The following is a 13,018-nucleotide window of genomic DNA, read 5'->3' on the forward strand; positions in this document are numbered from 1 at the left end:
GTCGGATGCTGGGAGGATGGAGACATGGCGTCATCTCCCCTCGGTCGGCCGACCCGCGGCACCACGGGGACCAACCGGCTGCGACGCAACGATCGCTGGATCGCCGCGAGCGACGCCCTGCGCCGAGCATCCGATCCGCTGGTCGTCGATCTTGGCTACGGAGCCAGCGGCGTGACCGCGTTCGAGCTCGCGACGCGCCTCGTCCGGGTGCGCGACGACGTCGAGGTGCGCGGCCTGGAGATCGATCCGGCGCGCGTCGCGACGGCCGACGCCCAGCTCGCCGAGGTGCGCGCGGGGCGGACGCCCTTCGCCCGCGGCCTCCCGGTCTCGTTCGGGCGCGGCGGATTCGAGGTTCCGCTTCCCGGCGGACGCCGGGCCGCGGTCATCCGTGCCATGAACGTTCTGCGGCAGTACGACGAGCAGGACGTTCCCGATGCGTGGTCCCGCATGGCCTCACGCCTGGCGCCGGACGGGCTGCTCTTCGAGGGCACCTGTGATGAGATCGGCCGCGTCTCGAGCTGGGTCGACGTCGATGCGCACGGCTCACCGCTGCGCTTCACGATCTCCCTCCGGCTCGCCGACCTCGAGCGCCCGAGCATCGTCGCCGAGCGATTGCCGAAGGCGCTGATCCACCGCAACGTCGCCGGAGAACGCATCCACGGGCTGCTCGTCGATCTCGACCGCGAGTGGGACCGCGCGGCGCCCCTGTCGACCTTCGGAGCCACGCAGCGCTTCCTCGCCGCCGTATCCGCTCTTCGCGCGCAGGGCTGGCCGGTCCTCGGCGGACGCACGCGTTGGCGTCTGGGGGAACTCACGCTGCCGTGGGCCGCAGTCGCTCCGCTGACGGACTGATTCGTCCTGCCGCCGAGGGCGGGTCAGAGCTCGATGCCGGAACCGCGAGGGTCGGGAGCCGTGGGCCGTCGCGACAGCCGGGTGAGGCGCGGGATATCCGCCGTCGCACCTGCATCCGCCGGGACGATCACCTGCTGAGAGGCGGCGATGTCGATGCCGTCGGCGCGAACCACGAGGTCGCCGATCGGTGCGCGCCGAGAGAGGATCGCGAGCGCGATCGGACCGTCTTCGTGATGACGCGCCACCGAGGTCAGGTACCCGACCTCGTCGTCGCCGGCGAACACCGGCGCACCCGGCGCGGGCAGCACCGCATCGCTGCCATCGAGGTGGAGGGCGGCCAGACGGCGGGGCGGGTGACCGAGGTTGTGCACCTTCGCGACGGTCTCCTGCCCGCGGTAGCAGCCCTTGTTCAGGTGCACCGCGCTGCGGATCCAGTCGGACTCGTGCGGCAGCGAGCGCTCGTCGACCTCTGTCTTCCACCGCGGGCGCCAGGCGGCCACGCGCAGCGCCTCCGCGGCGAGGAGGCCCGCGAGCGACTCCCGATCGATGGATGCGGCGAGGGCGTCAGCAGCCTCCTCCTCGAGGATCGCGACGCGCCAGGCGAAGTCGGCGGCGGGGTGCTCGGCGACCTCGGAGTACTGGTGTCCTCCGACGCTGATCCGCTGCCACGGGTCGGCCCAGACGAGGGCGGTGCCGTTCGGAGCTGACGCGGCAGCGGTCACCGTCGATGCGACGGAGCCGCCCTCGACATAACCGACCAGCACGAGGTCGGGTCGGATGTCGACCGTGGCCTGGGTGCGGAACTTCATGCGCGTCAGCCAGGCGGCGAGCGCATCGGCGTCGTCGGCGTCGACGATGAGCCACGTGGATGCGCCGTCGTCGAGCACACCGGCCGCGTGCTCGACGCGGCCCTGTGGATCGAGCACGAGGAGCTCTGTGCTGTCGCCGGCGGCGAGACGCCCCACGGCCTGCGACGTGATCGAGTCGAGCCAGGTCAACCGCTCGGGGCCCGCCACCTCGATCACGGTGCGGTCGCCGAGCGGTGCGAAAGCCGAACCACCGGCGAGACGCCGCTGCTCGCGGAAGGCGTCTCCGAAGTGCACGATGAGGTCGCCGTCGGACACGACGCCGTCGATCTGGCTGAAGCCGGACACGTCAGACCTTGGCCAGGCGCGCCGACGCGTGCGAGCGCAGCGGGGTGCCGAGCGCGGCGATGTCCCACGCCCACAACAGATGTCCGTCGACGAGGCCGTACATGCGCGACGATGCGGTGTGCACCTTCGCACCGGCGCTGCGCACGACGGCGTCGGAGCCGATGTCGATGCGCGGACCGTTGATCTCGCCGAGGTAGAGCTCGAGAGCGCCGTCGGCGTGCGCGAGCGAGACCTCGATCGGGAACCCACCGCTGGGTGCGCGCAACTCTTCCACGTCGTCGACCGTGCGCGTGTGCACGGGCGCGGTGGGGGGAAGCAGCGCGGGGCCGGGATCTGCGGCCGTCGCCGGGCGCGCGAGTCGCCAGAAGCCCGTCTCGGCGAGGAGCGCCGCGGCGGGAGCCCCGTCCTCCGTGAGGAACGTGGCCGTGCTGGAGTAGTTCAGGAACGGTCCGCCGTCGTGGCTGAAGCTGATCCGGTGGGTGAACTCGCCCTGCAGACGCTCATCCCCGACCGGGTAGTCGATGACGCCGGTGCCCTCCCAGACGCCGATAAGCCACGCGAAGGGAACGATATCGGCCGGAAGGTCGACGGGCAGTTCGAGCATTATCGCGTCAGCGCTGGCCGCGGAAGAGGTTGCGCAGCACCACTGCCGAGACGAAGACGATAGCGAGGCTCGCAAGGCCCAGCAGGCCGATGAAGAAGATTTCGAGCGCCATGAGGTCCATGTCATCCACCTTACCGCGCTGCGCCGGTGTCAGGAGGGGATCAGCGCCGCGAGGCCGAAACCGACGGAGATGATGCCCATCAGCAGAAGAGCGCCGATGACGCTTCCGGAAACGCGGAAGATGAAGCCCTGGGTGCGCCCGTACCAGAGCTGCACCGCGAAGGACAGCAGTACGACGCCTCCGAACCCGACGAGCAGCCAGGGCACACGCCATTCCTCCGGCACGAAGATGCCGATGGCGACGGTGGCGAGGAAGGCCGTGGCCCAGACGACGAGCACACCGACGAACGCATTGCGTGGTGCGAGTGCGGGATCCGTCATGTCTCCATTGTTGCGCATCGCTCCCGGTATCATGGCGGCACGACGTCGATCCGCGTCTGTGAGGAGTGCGCGTGGCCCAGGTGCTGGTTCTGACCAACGCTCCGCTCTCCGAGCAAGTGCTCCCCGCGCTCGAGCTGCTGAGCCACCGCACGCGCCAGATCCCCGCAGAGACGTCGCAGCTGGTCAGCGCCCCCGACTACGACGTCGTGATCGTCGACGGCCGCCACGATCTCGTCGCCGCGAAGTCGCTGTGCCGCCTGCTGCGGACAGCAGGGCAGGATGCGCCACTGCTGCTCGTCGTCACGGAAGGCGGGATGAGCGCGCTCTCGGGAGACTGGGGAATCGACGACGTCCTGCTCGCCACAGCCGGTCCTGCCGAGATCGATGCCCGACTGCGTCTCGCGCTGGCTCGACGCGATGAGGTCGCCGAGCCCGCACGCGTGCAGGCATCCGGCGTCACGATCGACGAGCAGTCCTACTCGGCGAAGTTGCGCGGCAGGCCTCTGGATCTCACCTACAAGGAGTTCCAACTGCTGCACTTCCTGGCGACCCACCCCGCTCGTGTGTTCACCCGCGAACAGCTGCTGAGCGAGGTCTGGGGCTACGACTACTTCGGAGGCACCCGCACCGTCGACGTGCATGTGCGACGGCTCAGGGCGAAGCTCGGCGACCAGGAGCAGATCATCGGCACGGTGCGAAACGTCGGCTACCGCTTCAACGTCAACGAGGACGAGAGCCTCGCGAGCGTGGTCTGACGATCGACTCCGTTCACACGCGCGTCACCTCTCGGTGCTTAGATGTACCCCATGATCGATCCCGCACTCGCCGACGCCGGGCTGGGTGACGCCGAAGACGACGACTTCGACGCCATCGAGTCCTACGACTCCCAGCTCCCGGACCACCGCTACCTGGATCGCGAGCTCAGCTGGCTCGCCTTCAACCAGCGCGTGCTCGAGCTGGCAGAGGATCCGTCGCTCCCCGAACTCGAACGCGCCAACTTCCTGGCGATCTTCGCGAGCAATCTCGACGAGTTCTTCATGGTGCGCGTCGCCGGACTCAAGCGCCGCATCATGACCGGTCTGGCCGTGCCCACCAACATCGGCCGCTCCCCCGTCGACGCGCTCGCCGACATCTCTCGCGAGGCGCACGCTCTGCAGCTGCGTCATGCCGACGCCTGGACATCGCTGGTGCGACCCGCCCTCGCCGAATCCGGAGTGGAGATCACCGAGTGGTCAGAGCTCACCGACGGTGAGCGCGCGGCGCTGTCGGAGTACTTCGGTGCCCAGGTCTTCCCGGTGCTGATGCCGCTCGCGGTCGATCCCGCCCATCCGTTCCCCTACATCTCCGGCCTGTCGCTGAACCTCGCGATCCGCATCCGCAACGCCCGCACGGGGCGCCAGGAGTTCGCGCGCCTCAAGGTGCCGCCCATGCTCCCGCGCTTCGTCGAGGTGCCAGGAGGCGGCGAGATCAAGCGCTTCCTGCGTCTGGAAGAGCTCATCGCCAACCATCTGGGCGATCTGTTCCCCGGCATGGAGGTGCTCGACCACCACGCGTTCCGCCTCACCCGCAACGAGGATGTGGAGATCGAGGAGGACGAGAGCGAGAACCTCATCCAGGCCCTCGAGGCCGAGCTCCTGCGCAGGCGGTTCGGCCCGCCCATCCGTCTCGAGATCACCGACGACATGGATGACGTCACGATGGACCTGCTGGTCCGCGAGCTCGACATCACCGACCTCGAGGTCTACCGTCTCCCCGGGCCGCTCGACCTGCGCGGTCTGTTCGACCTCTCGCGCATCGACCGCCCCGACCTGCGCTACCCGCCGCATCTGCCCACCACGGCGGTGGCGTTCCAGCCCGCGGGATCGAGCGCCCGCGCCGACATCTTCAAGGCGATCCGCAAGTCGGACGTGCTGGTGCACCACCCGTACGAGTCGTTCACCACGAGCGTGCAGGCGTTCCTCGAGCAGGCCGCCCGCGATCCGCACGTGCTCGCCATCAAGCAGACGCTCTACCGCACCTCCGGCGACAGCCCCGTCGTGCAGGCCCTCATCGACGCGGCGGAAGCGGGCAAGCAGGTACTGGCCCTCGTCGAGGTGAAGGCGCGCTTCGACGAGGCGAACAACATCGTCTGGGCGCGCAAGCTCGAGAAGGCCGGCGTGCACGTGGTCTATGGGCTCGTCGGGCTCAAGACGCACTGCAAGCTCGCGCTCGTGATCCGCGAGGAAGATGGGATGCTGCGTCATTACTCCCACGTGGGCACCGGCAACTACAACCCGAAGACCAGCCGCATCTACGAGGACTTCGGACTGTTCACCGCGGATGCGCAGGTCGGCAAGGACCTGACGCGACTCTTCAACGAGCTCAGCGGCTACGCGATCGAGAAGAAGTTCAAGCGCCTCCTGGTGGCGCCGCTGCATCTGCGCAAGGGGCTGATCCGCCAGATCGACGCCGAGCGGAAGAACGCCGAGGCCGGGATTCCCGCGCACATCCGCATCAAGGTGAACTCGATGGTCGATGAGGAGATCATCGATGCGCTCTACCGCGCGAGCGCAGCGGGTGTGAAGGTCGATGTCTGGGTGCGCGGCATCTGCAGCCTCCGCACCGACCTCGACGGCATCAGCGACAACATCACGGTGCGCAGCATCCTGGGGCGTTACCTGGAGCACTCGCGCATCTTCGCGTTCGAGAACGCCGGCGACCCGCAGGTGTACATCGGCAGCGCCGACATGATGCACCGCAACCTCGACCGCCGCGTCGAGGCTCTGGTGCGCGTGACCGACCCCGCCCACCTCAAGGAGCTCGGGACGTTCTTCGACCTGGCGATGGACGCCGGAACGACCTCGTGGCACCTCGGCGCCGGCGGCGTCTGGGAACGCCACGCCGTCGATGCGGAGGGCAAGCCCCTCATCGACCTGCAGGATAAGACCATGGGGTTGATCCAGCGGCGCCGTCGCGCACGGGCGGTTCGATGACTGCGCGACAGCTGCAGCTCCCGGCCGACACGGCGACGAGCTCGAAGTGGACGGACAAGGCCGTGTACGCGGCGGGGGCCGTCGTGTGGCGCCTGGTCGACGGCAAACTTCGCATCCTGCTGATCCACCGCACCAAATACCGCGACATCACCCTCCCCAAGGGCAAGGTCGATCCCGGTGAGATGCTCGCCGAGACGGCCGTGCGCGAGGTGCACGAGGAGACCGGCATCCGCGTCTCTCTCGGGGTGTCGGTCGGCGTGAGCCGGTACCACCTCGCCTCGCAGAAGCAGAAGGTCGTGCACTACTGGGCTGCGGAGGCGACGGATGCGGCGATCCGGGAATCGACGTTCGTTCCCAACCGCGAGATCGCCGCGCTGGAGTGGGTCAGTGTGAAGAAGGCGCGTGCACGCCTGAGCTACCCCGTCGACCTGGAGATCCTCGACTTCTTCTCCAACCTCGTCGACGACGGCGTGCTGCGCACCTTCCCGGTGATCGCGCTGCGTCATGCGAAGGCCACGCCTCGTTCGGAGTGGGACGGTTCGGATGCCTCGCGACCGCTCACCGAGCGCGGGCGCACGCAGGCGAAGTCCATCGTCGGACCGTTGCGCGCGTTCGGCGTGCGTCGGATCGTGACCAGTGACGCGGTGCGCTGCGTCGAGACGATCACCCCGCTCTCCCGCGCGCTCGATCGCAAGCCCGTGAAGACCGAGAAGATCAGCCAGGACGCCTGGGAGGACGGCGGGTCCGACCTGCGTGCGGTCGTCGGCCGCCGCATCCGCGCAGGCAAGCCGGCCGTGCTGTGCAGCCATGGCCCGGTGCTTCCCGGCCTGCTCTCGGAGATCGCGCTGGCCACCGGCACCATCCAGGGGTCCTACCTCAGCAGCGCAGCAGACCTCGAGCCTGCCGCGTTCTCGGTCGTGCACCTCTCGGCCACGAACCCCGGATCCGGGATCATCGCCATCGAGACGCACATCCCCAAAGTCTGACGTCCCCTGATTTCTCGCGGGAGCACCCCAGAGAGTCGCCCGTCGTTCACCTGCCGTTCACCTGCTCGGGAGAGTCTCGTTAACCGTCGCCCATAGCGTCACTGTGTGCCCTGCACCGGGCCCCACCCATTCCAGATCGAAGGATCCACAGTGAAGATCTCCCGAATCGCACGAATCGGCGCCATCGGCGCCGTCGCCGCTCTCGCCCTCGCCGGCTGCGCCGCGAACGAAGGCGGCACCGGCTCCACCGACGAGCCCTCCGCGTCCACGCTCTCCGGCAGCCTCAAGGCGACGGGATCGTCCGCTCAGACGGCTGCCCAGGAGGCATGGGTCGCCGGTTTCCAGACGGCGAACGCCGATGTCACCATCAACTACGAGCCGACGGGCTCCGGCACTGGCCGGGAGAACTTCCTTGCGGGCGCCAGCGACTTCATCGGCTCCGACCGCGCCTTCGATGACGAGGAGGAGGCCGCCGGCGGATTCGGCACGTGCGCATCCGACGCCATCGTCGAGGTCCCCCTGTACATCGCGCCGGTGGCCGTCGCGTTCAACCTCGAGGGGATCGACACCCTCAACCTCGACGCCGCAAGCATCGCCGGCATCTTCGCCGGCACGATCACCAAGTGGAATGATGCTGCGATCGCCGACCAGAACGAGGGCGTCGCGCTCCCCGACCTGGCCATCTCCCCGGTGCACCGTTCGGACGACTCCGGCACGACCGAGACCTTCACCCACTACCTCGCCGCCACCGCGCCCGATGTGTGGACCTACGAGGCCGACGGCGAGTGGCCGATCCAGGGTGGCGAGGCAGCGCAGGGCACGTCCGGCGTCGTCCAGGCGATCACCTCCGGCAACGGCACGATCGGGTACGCGGACGCATCGCAGACGACGGCTCTCGGCCAGGTTCACGTGGGCGTCGGCGACGAGTACGTCGAGTACTCGGCCGAGGCTTCCGCAGCCCTGGTCGAGGCAGCTCCCCTCGTCGAGGGCCGCGGTGCCGGAGACCTCGTCTTCGACATCGACCCGGCGGCAGCGCCGGCCGGCTCCTACCCCATCGCGCTCGTGAGCTACATGATCGCGTGCGAGGAGTACGACGACAAGGACACTGCTGCTCTGGTCAAGGCCTACTTCGAGTACATCGCCAGCCCTGAGGGCCAGGACGCCGCCGCCGAGAACGCCGGTAGCGCCCCCATCTCGGACGGCCTGCGCGAGAAGGTTCTCGCGGCCATCGACACCATCAAGGTCGACTGATCACCTCGGCATTCGATTGAGACCGATGCCCTCGCGCCTCGCGGGCGCGAGGGCATCGGGCGGTCATGAAACAACCCCTCCAGCCCGGAAACAGGAGACCATGAGCACGTCGACTTCGCAGGCTCCGCCCGCACCGTCCACACCGATCAGGGCGAAGCAGAGACTCGGCGACCGGGTCTTCTCGGGAACCGCGCTCGGGGCGGGGATCATCATCCTCATCGTCCTCGCGCTCGTCGCCGCATTCCTCATCATCCAGAGCATTCCGGCCTTCGAGCCCGACACGAGCGACAACCACATCCTCAAGGGGCAGTCCTTCTGGACGTATGTCGGTCCGCTCGTGTTCGGCACCGTCTGGGCCGCGTTCATGGCGCTGATCGTCGCTGCCCCGATCTCGATCGGCATCGCGCTGTTCATCTCGCACTACGCACATCGGCGCCTCGCCGCTTTCCTCGGCTACGTGATCGACCTGCTCGCCGCGGTCCCCTCGGTGGTCTTCGGCCTCTGGGGCGGACTCGTGCTCGCTCCGCTCCTTCAGCCGATCTACGCCTGGCTGAACGACAACGCCTCCTGGATCCCTTTCTTCGGGGGTCAGGTCTCCGCAACAGGGAAGACGATCCTCACCGCAGCGCTCGTGCTCGCCGTCATGTGCATCCCGATCATGACCGCCATCTGCCGCGAGGTCTTCCTACAGACTCCGAAGCTCCACGAAGAGGCTGCACTCGCCCTCGGCTCCACCCGCTGGGAGATGGTCCGCATGGCAGTGCTCCCCTTCGCCCGCGGCGGTATGGTCTCGGCCGCAATGCTCGCCCTCGGTCGAGCTCTCGGTGAGACGATGGCCGTGACGATGGTGCTCTCGCCTTCGGCTGTGGTCAGTTTCCTCGTTCTGACCGCCACCAACCCGACGCCCATCCCTGCCAACATCGCCCTGGCCTTCCCCGAAGCCCACGACACCGGCGTGAACACTCTGATCGCCACCGGTCTCATACTCTTCGTCGTGACCTTCGCGGTCAATGCGCTGGCGCGCTGGATCGTCGCGCGCCGCGCCGAGTTCTCGGGAGCGAACTGACATGACCACCCTCACCGCTGCCCCCGCCACTCAGAACGCGGCCGCGCTCACCTCCGGGAGGCTGCCGAAGTGGGGCCCTTGGGCCCTCCTGGGCGGATCCCTGCTCATCTCCACCGCGATCTTCGGCGTCGCCGCTGCCGGCACCAGCATCGCGAACTTCAACATCGCCGGCACTCTCGTCGTCGGCATCCTGCTCTACATGGTGATCATCACCGTCATCTCGTCGATCGTCGAGAGCCGACGCAAAGCCGTCGACCGCCTGATGACGGCGCTGGTCGCCACTGCCTTCCTGATCGCTTTGCTGCCGCTGGTCTCGCTGCTCTGGACTGTCGTCGCGAACGGCATCGAGCGGTTCGACGCCGAGTTCTTCAGCTCCTCGATGCGCAACGTCGTCGGCGACGGCGGCGGCATCGTGCATGCCATCTGGGGGACGGTGCTGATCACGCTCACCGCCACGATAATCTCGGTCCCGATCGGGCTCATGACGTCGATCTACCTCGTCGAGTACGGTCGGGGCAAGATCGCGAAGGCCATCACGTTCTTCGTCGATGTGATGACTGGCATCCCCTCGATCGTGGCTGGTCTGTTCATCTACGCGGTCTTCGCGCTGTTGATCGGACCCGGGATCTCGATGGGATTCATGGGCGCTCTGGCGCTCGCAGTACTCATGATTCCGGTCGTGGTGCGCGGTAGCGAGGAACTGCTGAAGATCGTTCCGAACGAGCTGCGTGAGGCGTCCTACGCACTCGGTGTCCCGAAGTGGCTGACGATCCTCAAGGTCGTCCTTCCCACCTCGATCGCCGGTATCACCACCTCGATCATGCTCGCGATCTCGCGCGTGATCGGCGAGACGGCTCCCCTGCTGCTCACCGCCGGGTTCACGCAGAGCCTGAACACGAACATCTTCAACGGTCAGATGATGACCCTGCCGGTGTTCGCCTACAACCAGTACATGAACCAAGGGACGAACCCGGACGCGGCTGTCGCCCGCGCATGGGCTGCGGCCCTCACCCTCATCCTCATCGTCATGGTCTTGAACCTGCTCGCGCGTCTGATCGCGAAGCTGTTCGCTCCCAAGATCAGCGGCCGCTGAGCACCCGACCCGTCAGAACAGGAACCCTCGTGTCCAAGAGCATCGAAGTCAACGACCTGAACGTCTACTACAGCAACTTCCTCGCGGTTGAAGGAGTGTCGCTCGAGATCCAGCCGCGCAGCGTGACGGCGTTCATCGGCCCCTCCGGCTGTGGCAAGTCCACGTTCCTGCGCACCCTCAACCGCATGCACGAAGTCATCCCCGGCGCGCGCGTCGAGGGCGAGGTGCTGCTCGACGGCAAGGATCTCTACGGTGCCGGCGTCGACCCGGTGCTCGTCCGCCGCCAGGTGGGCATGGTCTTCCAGCGTCCGAACCCGTTCCCCACGATGTCGATCAAGGAGAACGTCCTCGCCGGTGTAAAGCTCAACAACAGCCGCATGTCGAAGAGCGACCAGGACGCCCTCGTCGAGAAGTCGCTCACGGGCGCGAACCTGTGGAACGAGGTCAAGGACCGCCTCGACAAGCCCGGGTCCGGCCTCTCGGGCGGTCAGCAGCAGCGTCTGTGCATCGCCCGCGCGATCGCGGTGTCGCCCCAGGTGCTGCTGATGGACGAGCCGTGCTCGGCTCTCGACCCCATCTCGACCTATGCGATCGAGGAGCTGATCGGCGAGCTCAAGAACGAGTTCACGATCGTGATCGTGACGCACAACATGCAGCAGGCGAGCCGCGTGTCCGACAAGACCGCGTTCTTCAACATCGCCGGCACCGGCAAGCCCGGGAAGCTGATCGAGTACGACGACACCACGTCGATCTTCACCACTCCCTCCGTGCAGGCCACAGAGGACTACGTCTCCGGCCGCTTCGGGTGAGCTGAGCAAACACGTGAAGAGGGCCCAGGAACTTCGGTTCCCGGGCCCTCTTCACGTTGCGGCGCGTCTTCGCGTGCCGGCGCCTCGAGGGATCAGTCGCGGGGCGAGAGCAGGTAGCGGTTCAGGTCGGCGGTCAGCGTGTGGTCGACCGGAAGTGCGACATCGTCGACGGCCGTGATCGCGGCGGCGAGACGCACGCTCGACACCAGCCACGCGGCATCCGCTTGGGGGAGGTCGGTCGCCGGGATGCGGTCGTAGCCGACGTCGAACCCCTGGGCGGCGAGATACTCGTAGACGCTGAGCTGCGTCGTGCCGTGCAGGATGCCGCCGTTCGGAGCCGGGGTCACGAACCGGTCATCGAAGCGGAGGATCAGAGAGGCGGTCGGAGCCTCCAGCACGAACCCGTCGCTCGAGAGGAAGATCGCATCGTCCGCGCCGCGTCGGTGCGCCTCGCGAAGGGCGGCCATGTTCACGGCGTACGACAGTGTCTTCGCGCCCAGCAACAGCCACGGGGCCCGTTCCGCCGCACCCAAGTCGTACCCGCGGTCGAGCGTGACGACGCGTACGCCTCTCTCGCGCACGGCCGAGAAGTCGGCAGCCGGGGCCGCGGTCACCCACGCCGTCGGAGTGGGTCCGTGCTCCACCCCACGGCTGAGGATGAGCTTGATGACCGACTCACCCGCACCCAGCCGCACGGCCGCGTGGTCGATGGCCTGGCGCCACTGCGCGAGGTTCGGCACGGGAAGGTCGCACAGTCGGGCGGAATGCGCGAGGCGTTCCAGGTGGGGCACGACCTCCTGGGCATGCCCGTCGACCACGCCGATCGACTCGAACACGCCGTCACCGCGCTGTGTGCTCAGCTCCCCGACACTGAGCGCGGGGGCCGCAGCGTCGACCTGCGTGAAGGTGTCGGCGAAGTCGCTGCGCTGCACGTCGGCGGCGACGGGATCGATCATGAGTGCAAAGCGCCCTGTCATAATCCGAGCCTAGATGGCGGGAATACCCACCGCCTCATCGCGTTACAATTGAGTGGCCGGGCCGCATAACCCCGGGCTCCAATTTTTGCCGCTTTGAGCGGCCTTCCGCCGAGAGGCGTTCTTGCGGCCCGGTCTTTTCATGTCCGGGCAGTCTCTCCGCCGCCTCAGGCGAGAGCATCCATCCGCCACAGCACAGCGGCCGCGGCCAGATCCTGACCGTAGCTGCTCAGCCGCAGCGCGCGCGTGGTCAGCTCGCTGGCCCGAGCCGGCTCGGTCGGCTCGTAATCGTCGGCGGCATGGGTCGCCCCCGAGGCCTGCACGCGGCAGAACGCCGCGGCGCGGTCGAGTGCGACGGCGAAGTCGCCGCGGAACGCGCCCCGCAGGATCGTGTCGATCAAGGCGACCAGCTCGTCCGGACTCGCCGGCACGGGCGCCCCCGCGATAACCGCATCCGCCGACGGCAGTTCGACGCGCCCCCGGTCGTAGAGGAGTGCGGCGGTCTGCGGGTCGCCGTGGATCGCGAGCTGCAGGACGTAGAGGCGCCAGAGTGCGCCGGGCAGCGTGCGCGACGGCGCCTTCGACCACAATTCGGCGATCTCGTCGATCCCGTGCTCGGCGGTGAAGGCCACGAGACGTTCCGCACTCGCCCCACTCTCATCTGCGCGGACACGGGTCAGCAGAGCGGATGCCGTGGCATGCGCGACGCGCGTCTCCTCGGCGGGATCGTGCGCGCCGACGATGTTGTCGAAGGCACTCGTGGGGCGGCGCACAGGGCGGTGGTACTGCTCGGGCATCCCTCCAGGGTACGCGCGA

The 13,018-nt window shown here is 67.9% G+C and carries 13 protein-coding genes; 8 read left to right on the forward strand and 5 right to left on the reverse strand.

Features of this window, described 5'->3' with window-relative positions; translation table 11 throughout:
• The first annotated feature begins 24 nt into the window (after positions 1–24).
• Positions 25–852, forward strand: a complete 828-nt coding sequence (locus ACP699_RS06970) for a class I SAM-dependent methyltransferase (RefSeq protein ID WP_055865238.1) — start codon at positions 25–27, stop codon at positions 850–852.
• Between the two features lie 23 nt (positions 853–875).
• Here the strand turns inward: ACP699_RS06970 and ACP699_RS06975 are convergent, their stop codons facing one another.
• The 3 genes from ACP699_RS06975 to ACP699_RS06985 all read right to left on the reverse strand — a co-directional run bounded on the left by ACP699_RS06975 (position 876) and on the right by ACP699_RS06985 (position 3,051).
• On the reverse strand, positions 876–2,006 hold the full coding sequence (locus ACP699_RS06975; RefSeq protein ID WP_426170260.1) for a YgfZ/GcvT domain-containing protein: 1,131 nt from the start codon (positions 2,004–2,006) through the stop codon (positions 876–878).
• 1 nt (position 2,007) lies between these two features.
• The gene (locus tag ACP699_RS06980; protein WP_055873911.1) at positions 2,008–2,610 is read right to left on the reverse strand and encodes an FABP family protein; all 603 of its coding nucleotides are present in this window, start codon (positions 2,608–2,610) and stop codon (positions 2,008–2,010) included.
• A 150-nt stretch (positions 2,611–2,760) separates the two neighbouring features.
• Complete coding sequence (locus tag ACP699_RS06985) at positions 2,761–3,051, reverse strand: hypothetical protein (RefSeq protein WP_017828966.1); 291 nt, start codon at positions 3,049–3,051, stop codon at positions 2,761–2,763.
• 71 nt (positions 3,052–3,122) lie between these two features.
• On the opposite strand from ACP699_RS06985, the gene ACP699_RS06990 reads away from it, so the two are divergent.
• The 7 genes from ACP699_RS06990 to pstB all read left to right on the forward strand — a co-directional run bounded on the left by ACP699_RS06990 (position 3,123) and on the right by pstB (position 11,228).
• The gene (locus ACP699_RS06990; protein ID WP_055865247.1) at positions 3,123–3,806 is read left to right on the forward strand and encodes a winged helix-turn-helix transcriptional regulator; all 684 of its coding nucleotides are present in this window, start codon (positions 3,123–3,125) and stop codon (positions 3,804–3,806) included.
• Positions 3,807–3,857: 51 nt separating this feature from the next.
• Positions 3,858–6,023 (forward strand): RNA degradosome polyphosphate kinase, encoded by a 2,166-nt coding sequence (locus ACP699_RS06995; RefSeq protein ID WP_055873914.1) that lies wholly within the window; start codon positions 3,858–3,860, stop codon positions 6,021–6,023.
• The gene (locus ACP699_RS07000; RefSeq protein WP_055873917.1) at positions 6,020–7,009 is read left to right on the forward strand and encodes an NUDIX hydrolase; all 990 of its coding nucleotides are present in this window, start codon (positions 6,020–6,022) and stop codon (positions 7,007–7,009) included. The genes ACP699_RS06995 and ACP699_RS07000 overlap by 4 nt, the downstream gene beginning before the upstream one ends.
• A gap of 150 nt (positions 7,010–7,159) precedes the next feature.
• A complete protein-coding gene (locus tag ACP699_RS07005) occupies positions 7,160–8,260 on the forward strand; it encodes a phosphate ABC transporter substrate-binding protein PstS (RefSeq protein WP_426170267.1) in 1,101 nt (366 codons plus the stop codon).
• Positions 8,261–8,360: 100 nt separating this feature from the next.
• On the forward strand, positions 8,361–9,326 hold the full coding sequence (gene pstC, locus ACP699_RS07010; RefSeq protein ID WP_400647117.1) for a phosphate ABC transporter permease subunit PstC: 966 nt from the start codon (positions 8,361–8,363) through the stop codon (positions 9,324–9,326).
• A 1-nt stretch (position 9,327) separates the two neighbouring features.
• Positions 9,328–10,419 carry a phosphate ABC transporter permease PstA gene (gene pstA, locus ACP699_RS07015; RefSeq protein WP_426170270.1) on the forward strand — a complete coding sequence of 364 codons (1,092 nt, stop codon included), beginning with the start codon at positions 9,328–9,330 and terminating at the stop codon, positions 10,417–10,419.
• Between the two features lie 29 nt (positions 10,420–10,448).
• Positions 10,449–11,228, forward strand: coding sequence for a phosphate ABC transporter ATP-binding protein PstB (pstB, locus tag ACP699_RS07020; protein WP_400647112.1), 780 nt, complete (start codon positions 10,449–10,451; stop codon positions 11,226–11,228).
• A gap of 92 nt (positions 11,229–11,320) precedes the next feature.
• Here pstB and ACP699_RS07025 read toward each other — a convergent pair whose 3' ends face one another.
• The gene (locus ACP699_RS07025; RefSeq protein WP_055865265.1) at positions 11,321–12,205 is read right to left on the reverse strand and encodes an aminodeoxychorismate lyase; all 885 of its coding nucleotides are present in this window, start codon (positions 12,203–12,205) and stop codon (positions 11,321–11,323) included.
• A 164-nt stretch (positions 12,206–12,369) separates the two neighbouring features.
• Positions 12,370–12,999 (reverse strand): hypothetical protein, encoded by a 630-nt coding sequence (locus ACP699_RS07030; RefSeq protein ID WP_017828975.1) that lies wholly within the window; start codon positions 12,997–12,999, stop codon positions 12,370–12,372.
• Positions 13,000–13,018: the final 19 nt, after the last annotated feature.

The sequence above is a fragment of the Microbacterium sp. DWRC1-3 genome, assembly GCF_049896645.1.
GTDB classification, from domain to species: domain Bacteria; phylum Actinomycetota; class Actinomycetes; order Actinomycetales; family Microbacteriaceae; genus Microbacterium; species Microbacterium maritypicum.